Consider the following 15,403-nt stretch of genomic DNA (forward strand, 5'->3'; position numbering starts at 1 on the left):
CGAGGACCTGAACCCGGGTGGTCTGACGGTCGGTCACTTGCCGGTCGTATCCGGAGCATCCGCGGCCTCAACCGGAGAGGACAGCCGGGCCCGACCGCAGGTCGCCGTTGGGGGGGGGGACATGAAGGCGGCCGCGAGCACTGCGGCCACCTTCATCTCCCCTGTTTACGCCCGGGCCCAGCGTTGGTTGGCACCGGTGTGGCAGCTCCACACGATCACCTCAGTGCCGTTGGCGGTGCTGCCGCCGTTGACGTCCAGGCAGAGGCCGGTCTGGACGTGGCTGACGGTTCCGTCGGTGTTCACATTCCATTGCTGGTTCGCGCCGCCGGTGCAGTCCCAGATCCGTGCTCGGGTACCGGAGGCGGCGTTGCTCGGCACCTCCAGGCATCTGCCCATCACCCGCAGGGTCTGTCCGGTCCGGGTGAACTGCTGGTTGGCGCCGGTGTGGCAGTCCCAGATGATCATCTGGGCGCCGTTGGACGAGTTGGCGCCGCTGACGTCCAGGCATCGGTCGGCGGACTGGCTCCGCAGCCGGAATGCGGTCGGGTTCGGGGGGGTCGGGTTCGGGCCGGTACCCGTGAAGAAGCTCCAGACCTCTTCCTTGACCCAGCTCCTGGCGCCGCTCTCGCAGCCCGCGCACCCGTCCACGGGGCCTTGCTGGTGGCCTCCGTCGAACGCGGCCCAGACGACCGGATACCCCTCGCGGCAGCCCGAGTAGGCGGTGGTGATGTGGGTGCGGCTGCCCGGCGCGGGCTCCGGCGGGTTCTGCGGAGTGCAGCCGTTGTTCCTGACGAACCTGTCCCGCATCCCTCGACCGGCGCCGATGTTGTCGTTGATGCCGTGGATTCCCATGTACGCGAAGGGCTGGGTGCCCCCGCTGCACCCGCTGATCCCCCCGGGCGCGGCTATCGCGGCGACCGCACGGAAGACGTCCGGCCTGGCACACGCCAGTGCGTAGCTCATGGCTCCGCCGTAGCTGAACCCGAGGGCGAAGCGCTGCGTGGTGTCGACGCAGAGATCGTTGTCGATACGCCTGATCATGTCGTCGACGAAGGTCACGTCCTCGCCGCCGGAGTTGCCCCAGCCGTTGTTGAGGCCCTGCGGCGCCACGAAGATCGCGCTGTTGTTCGCCAGTCGCCGGAGTCCGTAGTGGGCATAGACCTCGCCATCGCTTCCGCCGCCGGCGACCTGCCCGGCGGTGCCGCCCAGCCAGTGGAATCCGAAGACCAGTCGGTGCTGGCGGGTGTTGTCGTAGTTCTCCGGGATGCTCAGGATGAAGGAACGGCTCTTGCCGCCGCTTTGAATCGTGTGCGTACCGTTCGTCAGTGTGGGGGCACGTCCGCATCCGGCGGTCCCCGCAAGTGTGCCCTCGGCGGTGGGCGGCGGGCCGGCGGCAACGCTCACTCCTGCCACGCCGACCATGGCCAGAACGAGCAGTACCACGAACACTGCTCGCCCGGACAACCGTCTGCGGATCGACATCATGCGACTCCCTCGTCGCTCGGTGACATGGCTCTGGCTGGTCGGTCGGGCCGCAGTTCGCCCTGGGGCTGGATGCGGTCGAGTTGGAATCGCTGGTTGGTGCTGCCGGTGGCTGCCCACTGGGAGATGCGGGCTCCGTCGGCGGTGGAGGCCTCCCACACGTCCAGGGCGAGGCCGCTCTGCCGGTTGACCAGACTGATCACGCCACCGCCGTGGTCGACCGTCCGCCACTGCTGGGCGGCGACGTCGCTGTCCGGCTGCTGGGTGACGTCGGCGCCGCTGCTGCTACCGGCGACGTGCAGGAACAGGCCGCTGTGCCCAACCCGGATCTTGTAGTGCCCGCCGTCGGAGGGCAGGAACTCGAAGTGCTGGTTGAGGCCGGCGGTGATCTGCCACTGGATCAGCCGGGCACCGGCGGCCGTGGACGCGCCGTTGATGTCGGCGGCCTTGCCACTGTGCCGGGCCACCAGCCGATAGGCCACGCCGGCCTCCACCGGCGACCCCGACCTGAGTGCGGACGCGCGGTAGGTGCGGCCGGCCTGGCCGGCGAACTCGACGAGATCGGCCTCCAGCCGCCTCGACTGGACGGGCTCGCCGCTCGCGTCGTCCTTCAGCGTGAAGTCGCCGGCGAAGATCCGGCTGCGCACCCGGACGGCACCGGTCCGGTCGGGGGTGACGACGCACTCGGTCCGGCCGCTGCTCCATTCGGCGCCGACGGTGTATCCGCCGCGGCCGCGCAGTCCGCTCACGCGCCCGGTGGGCCAGGCGGCCGGCAGCGCCGGCAGCACGTGCAGTTCGCCGTTGTGGCTCTGCACCAGCATCTCCGCGATACCCGAGGTGGCGCCGAAGTTGCCGTCGATCTGGAAGGGCGGGTGCAGGTCGAACATGTTGGGCGCGAGCCGGTCCGTCCGCACCAGGTCCCGGATCAGCTTGTGGGCCCGGGCGCCGTCCTCCATCCGCGCCCAGAAGTTGATCTTCCAGGCGAGTGACCATCCCGTCCCGTCGTCGCCGCGCAGCTCCAGCGTCCGCCGCGCGGCCTCGTGCAACTGGGGTGTCCCGCGCTTGGTGATCTGGTTGCTCGGATGCAGACCGTACAGGTGGGAGACGTGCCGGTGGTTCCGCTCGGTCTCCACCCAGTCGGCCAGCCACTCCTGGATGTTGCCCCGGGAGCCGACCCGCATCGGCGCCAGCCGGTCCCGGGCCGCCAGTGCCTGAGCGCGGAAGCCGGCGTCCACGCCGAGGACTTCGCCGGCGCGGGCGACGCCGTTGAAGAGGTCGCGCAGGATCTGGTTGTCCATGGTGGGGCCCGCGCAGACGGTGACGTTCGCGTGGTGAGGGAGCTCCGGAGAGTTCGACGGGTTGGTGACCAGGTGCCCGAGCGTCGGATGGACGACCAGGGTGTCGAGGAAGAACTGGGCGGCGCCCTTCATGGCCGGATAGCGGGAGCGGAGGAAGTCGATGTCCCCGGTGAACAGGTAGTGGTCCCAGATCAGGGTGGCCAGCCACGCGCCACCGGTCTGCCACATCCCCCACTGCGCTCCGTCGACGACCGAGGCGCCCCGCCACGCGTCGGTGTTGTGGTGCGTCACCCAGCCGCCGGCGCCGTACTGCGCCTGGGCCACCCGGGCGCCGGTCACGGCCAGGTCGTTGATCATGTCGAAGACCGGGCGGAAGCACTCGCAGAGGTTCGTCGTGTCGGCGGGCCAGTAGTTCATCGGCAGGTTGGCGTTGATGGTGTACTTCGAGTCCCAGGCCGGAGCCATCTGGTCGTTCCAGATGCCCTGCAGGTTCGCCGGCTGGGTGCCCGGCCGCGAGGACGAGATGAGCAGATACCGGCCGAACTGGAACAACAGGGCGGAGAACTGCGGGTCGTTCACCTGCGCGTGCTGTGCGATCCGTACGTCGGTCGGCTGGTCGGCCGCCGCCGTACGTCCCAGATCGACCGACACCCGGTTGAACAGGGCCTGGTAGTCGGCGAGATGCCGGCTGCGCAGTCCGTCGATGCCGACGTTGCGGGCGGCGTTGAGACGGCTGCGCGCGATCCCCTGGTAGTCGCCGTCGACGTTGCGGAAGTTGACGTAGCTGGAGCCGATCGACACCAGCAACGTCACGCCGGTGGCGCCGGAGACCCGCAGCGTGCCGCCCGAGCTGCTGACCGTGCCGCCCGTCACGGCGGCGTGGGCCAGGGCGAGGAACCGGACCCGTCCGGTGATGCCCTCCATGGTGCCGGAGATGCCGTCGAGGGCGATCGTGGCCCCGTCCGGGCTGGACACCGTGGTCCGTTGTGGACTGTCGAATGCTGCGGTGAAGGTGAGGGAGTTGGCCCGGTCGGCCGTCAGCCGGACCGCGATCACCTGGTCGGGTGCGCTGGCGAACACCTCACGCTGGTACCGCACGCCGTTCAGCACGTAGGTCGTGGTGGCCGTGGCGGTGGTCAGGTCGAGCGTCCGGTTGTACTGCGACGCACCGGTGGCGCTGCCGAAGGAGAGCCGGAGGTTTCCGACCGGCTGGTAGGCCAGCTGTCCGGCGGGGTTGCCCAGCATCGTCTGGTTGATCAGGTCCTGCGCCGGCCCCCACTGATCCGCGAAGACCCGCCGCCGGATCTCCGCGATGTTGGCCGCGCCGCGGGGGTTGGCGGAGTCGTACGGACCGCCGGCCCAGACGGTGTCCTCGTTGAGCTGCAGCCGTTCGGTGTCGACGTTGCCGAACACCATCGCGCCGAGGCGTCCGTTGCCGATCGGCAGTGCCCGCAGCCAGTCCGCGCCGGCCGGCTTGTCGTACCACAGGGCGAGGTCGTCGGCGGCCAGGACCTCCGGCGGCGCGGCCGAGTCGGCCCTGGCCACGGCCGTCCACCCACCCGACACGATCCCTGCCCCGGCAGCCGCCCCGGCGGCGAGGAACCGTCTGCGTGTCACCTCGGACATGTCGTACTCCCTTCACGGACTGGAGCGGGTCACTGACGGGGGTCCACCGTGTCCGCCGAGCCGGGCGTCGCGTCACGCGTCAGTGGTGTGCGTCTGCGTTCTGGATCTGCCATCTCTGGTTGTCGCCGCCCCAGCACGCCCACAGCTGCACCTTGGAGGTGGTGGTGTTCACGTCGAGGCAGAGGCCGGAGTGAACGCTGCGGACGGTGCCGTCGGCGCCCACCGTCCAACGCTGGTTGTCGCCGCCGTTGCACGCCCACGTGCCGACCACGGTGCCGTTCGTCGTCCCACTGCTGTACGCATCCAGGCACTTCTGGCCGTCGAGTGCGGTGATCTGTCCGCCGGCCGTCAAGGTCCACTGCTGGCCGACCGAGTTGGCACAGGTGCCCACCTGCACCTGGAGGTTCGCCGTGGTCCCGCCCGGAATGTCCAGGCAGCGCTGGGTGCCGACGTTGCGCAGCAGGCTCGTCGGGGTCGGGGCGTCGCCGTCCAGGCCCCAGCCGTAACGGAGGCGCTCGCGGCCGCTGGCGCTGGGGGTGCTGAGGGTGAGGTTGGTGCCGGTGCCGTGCAGTTTCTGCATGGCGTACCAGTCGTCACTCTGGCCGGCGCGTATCTTTCCGCCGAGCCCGGGCCAGTAGACGGAGCCGATCCGCAGTTCCCGGAGCACTGTGGTGGTGGCCCGGAAGTAGCGCACGAAGTTGTCGGTGCTGCCGGCGTCGTGGTAGTTGAGCCCGGTGTCCATCGGCGCGCCGAACTCGTCGACGACCGTGCGGTCGGCGCAGGAGCCGATCGCGTTCCGCAGGTACGTCACCCACTGGTCGTAGGTCTTCGCGCCGCTGAAGAACGTGTAGTGGTGCAGCGACAGGAACGTGCCGTCGAGGCGGCGGTCGGCGCACATGGACTTGATGTCGGTGTTCAGGCCGGCGCCGCTGACGAAGATGCGGTTCCGCGGGATCGACGGGCGGCTGCTGATCCAGTTGCTCACCACGTTCGCCCACTCGCCGGCGCTGTGTCCGCCCGGTTCGTTCATCGGCTCGAAGTGGACGAGGCTGTTGGCGCCGTACCGGGCCAGCACGGTGTTCCACATGGTGTCGAAGGCGCCCTGGTTGACGATGCGGCCGTCGCGGGCGGCCACCCCGTCGTCCCAGTAGGAGAGGACGACCTTGAATCCCTTCGCGGTGGCCGCGTCTATCGCGCCCGTGTACGCGTTCCACCAACTCGTCCCGACGGTATAGGTGTTGATCGGGAGCCGAACGGTGTTGGCGCCGAGGTTCCCCTCGAAGCCGGAGTAGACGGCATTGGCCTTCGCCACGACTGTCTGATAGCTGTCCGATGCGCTCAATCCGTGCAGGACCAGCGGTCCACCGTGGAAGTTGTCGCCGAGCCGGGCCCAGTTGACGCCGCGGAACTGGGAGGTGTCGGCGACGGCCGGCGAGGCGCTCGAGTGCTCGACGACCGCGAGCGCGCCGACCGTCAGGGCGCAGGCGAGCGCCCGGGCGAGGTGGCGCCTGCGAGAGGTGTGCGGCATGGTCGTGCCTTCCCGGTGGGCGGTGTGGTCACGTCTGCGCTGTGCGGAATGCGTCGACGCCGGTCGGCAGCCGGGCGCGCCGGCGCGGAGATTGCCCTCTCCGCGCCGGCCCCCTCCCAGATCGCTCGCGCAGCGGGCATGTCAGCGTCATGCCGCTGTCGTGGCGCCTGGAAAGCCTTGCTCCCCGGCTTCACCCGAAGCCATCTCACTGTGTCGGCGTCGGTAATTCATGGATCGATTCCGGCTCTCGCTTTCACAGGCCATGAAGGGGAACATCACGCGTCGACGACTAGAAGATTGGCAGATTGTCATGGTCCATTCAAGAGGGAATCGTCGATTCATATCGGCCTGAGCCGTCGTGCGACCAACCGAAGAAAGCGGGACTATTAACGGCCACCCCTCATAACGTTTTCAGGAGGCGAATCGAAGTGAAAGACGCGTGTGCATCGCGGCAGTTCTCGTTATCGGCGGCCGGCTTGAACAGTCGCAGTGGTCGTAATGTCGAGAAATACGGCGCCGTCGCCGAACGCGATGACCTGGATACCACCGCGGCCGACCGCGCAGGCGGGGCGGGGAGCAGTGCCAGGGCGACGATCAGCCGCTCCAGGGGCACCAGTTCGTCGGCGGCACGGCCGCAGTCCGCGCACGATCGGGTGTGCCGCGTGATGCGCTTGCGCCACAGCGCGCTCGGGACGCCGTCCCAGCCCACCAGCGCGGCGGTCAGCCGTGGACACCGGGGGTCGGCCTCCAGCGCGGCGACGAGTGCCCGGCTCAGCTCCAGCTGGTTGCGCATCCGCTGGACGCGCACACCCGCGTGGGCCACGCTCGTTCCCAGCGCCGCCGCGAGTTCCGCCCTCGTCAGCCGACCCGCGGCCTCCCGCCACCACAGCGACAGCAGCGCCCTGGCGTCCGGGTCGAGCCATCGACTGGCGCGTACGGTCTCTCGGCGATGACCGGACAGCTCGATGTGGATCAGGGCCAGGTTCTCGGCGTCGGCGTCCGGCGGGTCGGTCATCTCGTCGAGGGGGGCCGTCCGTTCGGCGTCCGCCTGCCGCCGGTGCAGACACGTGCTGATCTGCCGTGTCGCGATCGTGGCCAGCCAGGGCCGGAAGCACTCCGGGGCGCGCAACGTGCGCAGCTCGTGCAGCGCCCGGAGCATCGTCTCCTGCACCACGTCGTCGACGTCCGCGAGTTCGCCCAGTGCCCTGCGCACGATCGCGTACACCAGCGGCAGATACGTCGCCGCCAGGTCGTCGAGCGCTCGTGGATCGCCGGCCTGTGCGGCGACGACCAGGCTCGACTCGTCGGCCCGGCCGGCTCGCATCACGAGCCCGTACACCGTGCCTCGGGCCGGGCCGCCCCGGGTGCCGCGCACGCCGTCCCCCTCGGGTTCGTCCGCACGATCGTCGCGGGCGCGGCCGGCCGGTGATGCCCGGCGGCTCATAATCGCCTCGCCCGGTCGCGCTGGAGGCCCGTGCGTAACGCCTCGGTGTCCTCGGTGGCGAGGCGGCCCGGTGCTACGGCGTCGGCGTCGCGCCACTCCTTCCCCGGGGCCGGTGTCCCGGCGACCCGGTTCTCGGTCTGCAGGGGGCGGGCCCCGCGGTGGACAACAGCCTTCATCGATCCTCCATCCTCATGGTGTCGAGCGGCCTGTCGAACGTCCCTTCCCCGGTGGCTCCGCATGGTCCAGGAGCGACCGCGAGCAGCCGCCGGCCGGCCTGTTCCGGCCGGATGTGCGGTCCGTCGGACGCATGGGCCGTTCGCTGTCGGGGCGCGGTCGCCACCGTCTCGTCGATCCGGATGCCCAGGCCCGGTGTGTCGCCGAGCACGAAGGCGCCGTCCTCGACGTGCAGGTCCATCGCGACGCCGATCGGCGGCTGCAGGCCCTGCAGTTCGCTGACGAGGTGGTTGGGCACCGACGTCGCGGCGTGCAGCAGCGCGACCGGCGTGTTGCCGATCGGGCTGACCGGCAGGTCGTAGGCGTGCGCCAGCGCGGCGACACGCAGGAAGTGGGTGACTCCCCAGACCGCGGCGGTCTGGACGATGTCGACGCCTCCCGCCGCGATCAGTGGGCGGAACTGTTCGAGGCCGGTGAGGTTCTCCCCGGTGGCGACCGCCGTCCGTACGCCACGGCTGACAGTGGCCAGGCCGTCGGCGTCCCAGCGCCGGACCGGCTCCTCGATCCAGGTCAGGTCGAGTGTGCGTTCCAGTTCAGCGACGTGGCGTACCGCCTGCTTGCGGCTCCAGGACTCGTTCGCGTCCAGCATGAGCCCTGGCCGCCTCCCGTGCGCGGCCTCGGTCAGTACCTCGCGTACGAGCGACAGCCGGTGCCGGTCGCGCTCGATGTCCAGGCCGCCCTTGAGCTTCGCCGCCCTCAGCCCGCGTTCGGCGTAGACCTGGTAGGTGGCGACGAGTTCGTCGTCGGTGAGGCCGATGTCCAGGCCGGAGGCGTAGGCGTGGACCGTGCGGTCGTGGCCGCCGAGCAACCGCCACAGCGGCTCGCCCACGGCCTGTGCCTTGATGTCCCACAGCGCCGTGTCGAACGCGCCGATCGTGCCGAACACCACCCCGGCGTGCCCGGCTTTGAAGGTGTGCCGCAGCATGCGGTCGTAGAGGGCGGTCACCGCGCGCGGGTCCTGGCCGTCGATGGCGGCGAAGATCGCCTCGGCTTCCACGTGCGGTCCCAGGCCGACTCCGGTGATCCCTTCATCGGTCTCGACGACGACGACCGGCACGGGCACGACGCCGTCGTCGTAGACACCGTTGGCGTCACCGACGGGGCGGCCCCATCGCTGCGCCGTGGTCAGGGTTCGGTACCCGGTGATGCGCATGCGTCATCCCTTCGTCGCGCCGGCCGTCACGCCGTCGGCGATCTGGCGCTGCAGGAACAGGTAGGTCACCAACACCGGTAGTGCGGCGATCAGGACGCCGGCTGCGAAGGTGGGGATGTCGGCGGAGTACTGGCCGCGCAGCGAGGTGATGCCGACCATCAGGGTGCGATGGTCGGCCGACGGCATCATCAGCAGCGAGATGAGCACGTCGTTCCAGCAGAACAGCGCGTCGAGAATGCCCACCGACAGCAGTGCCGGCGCACCCATCGGCAGCATGATGCGCCGGTAGACGCCGTACAGGGTGTTGCCGTCGATCCGTGCGGCGTCGACGAGCTCGGTGGGCACCGCTCGGTAGTAGCTCGTCAGCAGGAAGACGGTGAACGGCAGGAACTGCGCGACGTAGGCGAGAATCAGCCCCGGATAGGTGTCGATGAGACCGCCGTCGGCCATGATCCTGGCCAGCGGCACCATGATCACCTGGAACGGGATGAACAGCGCCGCGAGGCCGATCAGGGCCAGCGTGGACGAGCCGCGGAAGCGCACCTGGGCCAGCGCAAACCCGGCCATGGAGCCGATGAGCAGCAGCAGCGCCACGCTGCAGGCCACCACGATCACGGAGTTGAGGAAGTACCGCCCCATGCCGTCGCTGTTCCACGCGGTGCTGAGGTTGTCCCACCGGAGGGTGCCGACCAGGGAGAACCGGTCGAGGACGTACTCCCGGCGGGTCTTCATCGCGACGTTGGCGGTGAACAGCAGCGGGTAGAGGGTCGCCAGGGCGAGAAGCGCCATGGGCACGGCGATCAGCCATCTGCCCGGCCCGAGACGGGACATCAGTCCTCCCTCCCCGCCCGGCGCAGCAGGCCGACCTGCAGCAGGCCCACGACCAGCATGATGAGGAAGAGGAGGGTGGACGCGGCCGACGCGAGCGCCGGGCGGCTCATCTGCCCCTGCTGGACCCAGATGTAGTACTCGGGCAGGTAGGTCGACCCTTCCGGGCCACCGCTGGTCATGACGTAGAGCAGCCCGAACATCGAGGTCAGCATCCCGATCATCGTGGTGACGACGACGAACTGGATGGTGCGGGACAGACCCGGGATGATGACGTGCCAGATCATCCGCGCCAGCGAGGCGCCGTCGACCCGGGCGGCGTCCAGCAGCGCGGAGTCCAGGGTCGCGAACCCGGCCAGGAACACCACCAGTGCCATCCCTGCCGTCGCCCAGATGTGCACACCGACGACGGTGAACATGGCTACGTCGGGATCGCCGAGCCAGTCCACCCGGCCGAGCCCCGCGCCGCCGAGCACGGCGTTCAGCGGACCGTCGTAGGCCAGCAGCAGGTTGAAGATCGCGCCGACGATCACCGGTGAGAGCACGGCCGGGAAGAAGTAGACGCTCCGGAAGAACCGGTGTCCTGGAACCCGCAGGTAGATGAAGGTGGCGAGCAGTCCCGGGATCGCGACCGCGACCGGCAGCAGCAGTACCAGCAGCCCGACGTTGCGCAGCGCGGTGCGGAACAGGGGGTCGTCGATGAGCTCCGCGTAGTTGCCGAGGCCCACCGTGGTGCCGTTGTCTTCGCCGTCACCGGTGAAGGAGAAGTTGACCCCCAGTCCCAGTGGCCAGAGCCGGAGCAGCACGATGATCAGGACTGCGGGAGCGACCAGGACGTAGGGGGCGAGGCGTTCGGCGCGCCGGCCGCCCCGGACTCGCGGAGACTTCGACGCGGGGCCGCGGCCGCCCAACGCCTCACCTGCTCGCACCCCGTCCGTCCGCCCTGCTTGAGCAGTGCGGGCCGGCGAACCCATGGGTGACATGGCCTCAGCCCGCCTGGTCGGATGCGGCCAGCTGCTCGACCGCCGCGTCGACCGTGACCGATCCGCTCAGCAGTTGCTGGGACAGCCGCCCCATCAGGTCCACGGTCCTGGACGGCAGGGCCACATGCAGGGCGGGCTTGCCACGGTCGATCTCGGACACGATGCCGGCGACGGCCGGGCCACCGCCGGAGACGTCCACGGTGCGGTCGGCCGCGATGGCGCCCGCGTCGGCGTAGAACGACTTCAGTGCGTCGGTCGAGGTCAGGGAGCGCACCAGGTCGGCGGCGGCCTCGGGGTCCTTGGTCGACTTCGCGACGGCGTAGCCGATGCCGCCGTCGAAGGGCAGGCTCGGCGTGGCGCCGGCCGTGACGACCGGTGACTTCATGACGCCGATATCGTCGGCGTCGAGGAATTCGGCGAAGTCCTTCCAGTGCCCGACGTCCGACATCAACCCGATGACGTGGGCGGCCTTCTGGGACTGGAACACCGCGAACGCATCGTTGAACATCGCCGTCGAGTTCGCCCCGTCGTTGTTCAGGCCTTTGTCGTCGGCCTCTTTCCAGAGCGAGAAGATCCGCTTGACCGCCGGCGAGGACCAGTCCCGTCGGCCGGCGATCCAGTCGTCGTACTCCGTGGGCGACAGGACGCCCGAGCCGAGCCCGGAGAGGAAGAACTGGATACCGATGCCTTCCTTGTTGCCCTGCGCGAAGCATCTGGCACCGGTGGCCTTGGTGAGGGTCCGGCAGTGGGCGAGGAACTCGTCCCAGTCGGTGGCCGGCCGGTCCGGGTCCAGCCCTGCCTTCCGGTAGAGCGACTTGTTGTAGTAGATCGGGTGGCCTTGCAGGGTCACCGGGGCGGCGTAGGTCCTGCCGTCCTTGGTGAAGGCCTCCCACCCGGCCAGCCGCTTCCTGTCGTCACGGACGTACTCGTCCAACGGGAGCAGGGAGTCCGCGCGGTCACGGATCTGGCCGCCGCCGTTGAAGAGCATGACGTCCGGCCCCTTGCCGGCTTGGACGGCGGCACCGAGCAGGGTGTAGTACTGCTCGAACGGCTGCGCGACGAACTCGACCGTCACGCCGGGATGCCGCTCGGCGAAGTCGGCCTTGGCCTTCTCGACGTACGAAGACGCTGTGGCGTCCCCGGACTTCCAGTCCCAGACGACGAGCTTGCCCTTCGCACCACCGGACTTCGCATCCGGGTCGGAAGCGCTTCCGCAACCGGCCGAGGCAAGGAGCCCGGCAACCAGGATCGCCGACCACAGTCTTCGCTGCTTCATTGCTGCTCCGCTCTCCTGGGGTGGCCGGCTGTCCGGCAGTTGAGGTTGAGGAGGAACGCAACTCGTATGACGTATGTAACTCGTATGACGTATGACGTCAACAGAGTGCCGTATAGTTGGCGAGCATCCGTGGTCCGGCACGGGTCCCCGGGGGGTGTCATGACGGCAGTACCGCAGCCATCCGCAGCGGCCTCCGAGGCCCCCGCCTGGAGTCGGCGCCCGGTGAACCTCGCCGCCGCGGTCACGGCTGAGCTGGTGGAGCGGATCGTCCGTGGAGTCCATCCGTCCGGTTCGCCGCTTCCCCCCGAGCCCGTGCTCTGCGAGACCTTCTCGGTCAGCCGCACCGTGGTCCGCGAGGCGGTGAAGATACTTCAGGAGAAGGGGCTCGTGCAGGTCCGCCAGGGCGCCGGCACGATGGTGACCCCGCCGACGAAGTGGAACATGCTGGACGAGCTCGTCCTCGGCGCGACCATCGCCGAGGACGAGAGCCTGGCCATCCTCGATCACCTCGTCGCGACCCGCCGCGCGCTGGAGTCCGACATGGCCAACGTCGCCGCCCGGCTGGCGGCCGCGGAGGTGATCGACCAACTCCGCGGCCTGGTGGAGCGGATGGACGAACTCGTCGACGACCCCGCCTCGTACCACGAAGCGGACCGTGCGTTCCACGACACCGTCATGCAGGCGTCGGGGAACCGCATCGGCCGCGCCGTGGTCCGTTCGCTGGAGCGCCAGGTCATCGACTCCGCGCGGTACATGGGCCGAACCGGCCGCGCCTTCTGCGTCGCGTCCAACCACGGCCACCGGCGCATCTACGAGCGTATCGCCGCGCACGACCCCAAGGGCGCGGCCGAAGCGATGTTCACCCACATCACCGAGGCGTGGGTGGTGCGCCGCAGCGGGCCGGGCGAGCCGACTCTGCTGGGGCGCTGAGCGCTCCGCCGGAGGCGCTCGGTACGGGCCGTGGTTCGCCTGCGGCGCCGTCGTGGCCGGTCGCGCCCGCGCGGCGGAGCCGCAAATCGACACAGCCCCGCGCCCCTTCCGGGCGCTGCCGAACCGTAGTCGACGTCACCCGGCCTGTGTGCAGGCGGGCCCCGCTCGCGGCCCACGAGTCCTGCCGCGAGCGAGACCGGTGCGTTCCGCTAGCGCAGGGTCCACTGCTGGTTGGTGCCGCCGTTGCAGGACCACAGGATGATCCTGGTGCCGTTGGCGGTGCCTGCGGCGTTGGCGTCGAGGCACAGTCCGGACTGGACGCCGGTGACGGTGCCGTTGGGGTTGACGTTCCACTGCTGGTTGTCCTGGCCGTTGCAGTCCCAGACGATGACTGCGGTGCCGTTGGTGGTGCCGCGTCCGTTGGCGTCGAGGCACTTGTTGCCGGGGAGGGTCAGCTGCTTGCCGGCGGTGTGCGTCCAGGTCTGGCCGGATGCGCCGGTGCAGTCCTGGAGCTGGGTCTGGGTGCCGTTGGCGGTGCCGGGCGCGGTCAGGCAGCGGCCGGACTGCGCGCCCACGATCTGCTGTCCCGTGGGCGGCGGGGTCGTGCCCTGCGGCCCGGCGGACGCCATCACGTCCTGCGCGCCGGAAGGCCAGTTGCCATTGGTGACCGTGACGTTGCCCGAGACCACGTTGCCCCGGTCCCCGTTGGTGATGTTCGTGCTGCCGTTGGTCGACCAGTTGTTGGTGACGGTCCAGTTCCCCATGTTCTCGCCACCCCAGTAGTTGGCCGTCGCCCACGTACCGGTGTTCGAGAAGACGTTGTTGGTGGCCGTGTAGTACTTCGAGCCCTCGTCGAAGTACAGCCCGAAGTGTCCGTTGGGCCGTTGGCAGTGGTTCCGGCTGATCTGGGCCCCCGGGTTCCATCCGAGGGTGTAGATGCAGCCGCCGTCGTTCATCTGCTGCATGACATCGTGGATGTGATTGCCGATGAGCCGGTTGTCGGACGCGGTGGTCGGCGTCGTGTAGCGCGGCTGGTAGTTGTACAGGCCGCGGTTGGCGTAATGGGTGCTGCCGCCCGCGTCGTTGGCGCCCCAGCCGTACCCGATCGACATGCCGGAGTACGGCATGTTGTAGACCTCGTTCTGGGCGACGGTGCTGCCCGTGACGTACGTGGTCAGGACGGAGACGATGCCCCGGTAGTCCGCCCCGAGGTCGTGGATGCGGTTGTGGCTGATCGTGATGTCCCGGTTGACCATGCGCTGGTCGCTTGGGTGGTGGGCGTCGGCGCGCACGCCGCCCACGAGGATGCCGCCGGCCGAACTCCGGGCGATCTCCGACCGGGTCACCGTGATGTCGCGGGCACCCAGGCCGACACCGCTGGCGTGCGCGCCCGCGTCATTGCCGATGCCGATGGCCGTCTGGCCGAGGTTGACGAACCGGGAGTCGGTGAAGGTGATGGCGTTGGCGGCGGAGACCTGCACGGCGGCCGGCATCTGCTGCCAGTGCGGCCGGGCGGCCTCGAACTGCGTGCAGCCGTTGTGGCAGGAGTCGAAGCCCGGCCAGTTCCAGTTGCCGGAGAGGTACGCCCCGGTCTGCTGGTCCACGTAACCCTGGTTGCTGCTGGGGCCCAGCCAGCTCGTGCCGGTGAAGGTGATCCCGCTGAAGGTGATGTGGTGCGCGGGCGCGCTGTACGTGCCCCCGAGGTTCACCAGCGACTGCAGCGTGGGCAGTTCCACGCTGACGGTGCTCATGTTCTGGCCGGCCTGGGGGATGTAGTACAGGGTTCTGGCGGTGGGGTTGAGGTACCACTCACCGGGCGAGTCCAGGAATTCGTACGCGTTGGACAGGTAGAACGGGCCGGCGCGGTGGGGCCGCATGAGGGTGTCGTAGCCGAAGTTGTTGTTGTTCCACGCCGGTTGCTGCATCGTGATGAAGTTCCCGCTGATGCTCTGCACCGGCGAGTACCGGTCGGTGAAGGAGTTGACGCCTTCCACCTCGATCCGGCTCTGGTTCGCCAGGTTGTTCAGATAGCTCAACGCGCCGCTGGAGAACCTCATTCCGGTGCCGGTGGGCGTGAAGTCGGCCCGGTTGACCTGCGTGCGGGCCCGGGTGGCGACGACGCCGTCGACGTAGAGCTGCCGGGTGTCGAGGCCGGCGGGGACGTCGGCCTTCCAGATGTTCTTGCCGGCGTCGGCCACCGTCCAGCCGGTGACCGCGCGGGCGCCGGTGATCACCGGGCGCGCGGACGGGGCGGCCTGCCACACGACCGTGCGGCCGTTCGAGCCGGAGTCCTCCGCCGTCAGCCGCAGGGGCTGGGCCAGGCGGTACACGCCGTCGGCCAGTTGCACCACGATGTCGTCCGACATGGCGTCGTTGAGCGAGCGCACCATCGCCTGTGCGGCGGTCAGTGAGCAGGGCTGCGCGCTGGAGCAGTCGGTGCCGCTGCCGGACGGCGAGGCGTACACGGTGACGGGAGCCGCGGCCGCGGGCGCGGGGGACGCCATCACGGCGGTCGCGGCCAGACCGGCTGTGGCGACTGCGGTCAGAAACCGCCTTGGTATCGCGAGAGGTGTGAGCACGTTTTCTCCTTGTGGGGGTTCCCGGGCCGAAGGGGAGGACGG

11 protein-coding genes are annotated in these 15,403 nt (G+C 69.6%); 1 reads left to right on the top strand and 10 read right to left on the bottom strand.

The features are described from left to right. Positions 1-165 precede the first annotated feature (165 nt). From ICC28_RS34850 to ICC28_RS34890, 9 genes are all read right to left on the bottom strand, one after another. Positions 166-1,485, bottom strand: a complete 1,320-nt coding sequence (locus ICC28_RS34850) for a ricin-type beta-trefoil lectin domain protein (RefSeq protein WP_223190308.1) — start codon at positions 1,483-1,485, stop codon at positions 166-168. Then, on the bottom strand, positions 1,482-4,406 hold the full coding sequence (locus ICC28_RS34855; RefSeq protein ID WP_188292816.1) for a glycosyl hydrolase family 95 catalytic domain-containing protein: 2,925 nt from the start codon (positions 4,404-4,406) through the stop codon (positions 1,482-1,484). Before ICC28_RS34855 ends, ICC28_RS34850 begins: the two co-directional genes overlap by 4 nt. Positions 4,407-4,485: 79 nt before the next feature. Further along, positions 4,486-5,934, bottom strand: coding sequence for a ricin-type beta-trefoil lectin domain protein (locus ICC28_RS34860; RefSeq protein ID WP_188292817.1), 1,449 nt, complete (start codon positions 5,932-5,934; stop codon positions 4,486-4,488). A 400-nt stretch (positions 5,935-6,334) separates the two neighbouring features. Beyond that, positions 6,335-7,309: a sigma-70 family RNA polymerase sigma factor gene (locus ICC28_RS34865; protein WP_317454150.1), complete on the bottom strand. Its 975-nt coding sequence runs from the start codon at positions 7,307-7,309 to the stop codon at positions 6,335-6,337. Positions 7,310-7,374: 65 nt separating this feature from the next. Then, positions 7,375-7,554, bottom strand: a complete 180-nt coding sequence (locus ICC28_RS34870) for a hypothetical protein (RefSeq protein ID WP_188292818.1) — start codon at positions 7,552-7,554, stop codon at positions 7,375-7,377. Beyond that, on the bottom strand, positions 7,551-8,765 hold the full coding sequence (locus ICC28_RS34875; RefSeq protein WP_188292819.1) for a mandelate racemase/muconate lactonizing enzyme family protein: 1,215 nt from the start codon (positions 8,763-8,765) through the stop codon (positions 7,551-7,553). The genes ICC28_RS34870 and ICC28_RS34875 overlap by 4 nt, the downstream gene beginning before the upstream one ends. A gap of 3 nt (positions 8,766-8,768) precedes the next feature. Then, positions 8,769-9,596, bottom strand: a complete 828-nt coding sequence (locus ICC28_RS34880; protein ID WP_188292820.1) for a carbohydrate ABC transporter permease — start codon at positions 9,594-9,596, stop codon at positions 8,769-8,771. Continuing rightward, a complete protein-coding gene (locus tag ICC28_RS34885; RefSeq protein ID WP_223190310.1) occupies positions 9,596-10,576 on the bottom strand; it encodes a carbohydrate ABC transporter permease in 981 nt (326 codons plus the stop codon). Before ICC28_RS34885 ends, ICC28_RS34880 begins: the two co-directional genes overlap by 1 nt. Before the next feature lie 4 nt (positions 10,577-10,580). Beyond that, positions 10,581-11,852 (bottom strand): ABC transporter substrate-binding protein, encoded by a 1,272-nt coding sequence (locus ICC28_RS34890; protein WP_188292821.1) that lies wholly within the window; start codon positions 11,850-11,852, stop codon positions 10,581-10,583. A gap of 159 nt (positions 11,853-12,011) precedes the next feature. On the opposite strand from ICC28_RS34890, the gene ICC28_RS34895 reads away from it, so the two are divergent. Next, the gene (locus ICC28_RS34895; protein ID WP_188292822.1) at positions 12,012-12,782 is read left to right on the top strand and encodes a FadR/GntR family transcriptional regulator; all 771 of its coding nucleotides are present in this window, start codon (positions 12,012-12,014) and stop codon (positions 12,780-12,782) included. Positions 12,783-12,991: 209 nt separating this feature from the next. Here ICC28_RS34895 and ICC28_RS34900 read toward each other — a convergent pair whose 3' ends face one another. Next, positions 12,992-15,286, bottom strand: coding sequence for a ricin-type beta-trefoil lectin domain protein (locus tag ICC28_RS34900; protein ID WP_188292855.1), 2,295 nt, complete (start codon positions 15,284-15,286; stop codon positions 12,992-12,994). Between the last annotated feature and the right edge of the window lie 117 nt (positions 15,287-15,403).

The sequence above is a fragment of the Streptomyces sp. TRM68416 genome (assembly GCF_014596915.1).
Lineage (GTDB): Bacteria > Actinomycetota > Actinomycetes > Streptomycetales > Streptomycetaceae > Streptomyces.

What these genes read in the sequence shown, in the direction of transcription:
- ICC28_RS34850 (WP_223190308.1), bottom strand. Translation starts at nt 1,485, where the DNA reads ATGATGTCGATCCGCAGACGGTTGTCCGGGCGAGCAGTGTTCGTGGTA.
- ICC28_RS34855 (WP_188292816.1), bottom strand. Translation starts at nt 4,406, where the DNA reads ATGTCCGAGGTGACACGCAGACGGTTCCTCGCCGCCGGGGCGGCTGCC.
- ICC28_RS34860 (WP_188292817.1), bottom strand. Translation starts at nt 5,934, where the DNA reads ATGCCGCACACCTCTCGCAGGCGCCACCTCGCCCGGGCGCTCGCCTGC.
- ICC28_RS34870 (WP_188292818.1), bottom strand. Translation starts at nt 7,554, where the DNA reads ATGAAGGCTGTTGTCCACCGCGGGGCCCGCCCCCTGCAGACCGAGAAC.
- ICC28_RS34875 (WP_188292819.1), bottom strand. Translation starts at nt 8,765, where the DNA reads ATGCGCATCACCGGGTACCGAACCCTGACCACGGCGCAGCGATGGGGC.
- ICC28_RS34880 (WP_188292820.1), bottom strand. Translation starts at nt 9,596, where the DNA reads ATGTCCCGTCTCGGGCCGGGCAGATGGCTGATCGCCGTGCCCATGGCG.
- ICC28_RS34885 (WP_223190310.1), bottom strand. Translation starts at nt 10,576, where the DNA reads ATGTCACCCATGGGTTCGCCGGCCCGCACTGCTCAAGCAGGGCGGACG.
- ICC28_RS34890 (WP_188292821.1), bottom strand. Translation starts at nt 11,852, where the DNA reads ATGAAGCAGCGAAGACTGTGGTCGGCGATCCTGGTTGCCGGGCTCCTT.
- ICC28_RS34895 (WP_188292822.1), top strand. Translation starts at nt 12,012, where the DNA reads ATGACGGCAGTACCGCAGCCATCCGCAGCGGCCTCCGAGGCCCCCGCC.
- ICC28_RS34900 (WP_188292855.1), bottom strand. Translation starts at nt 15,286, where the DNA reads ATGGCGTCCCCCGCGCCCGCGGCCGCGGCTCCCGTCACCGTGTACGCC.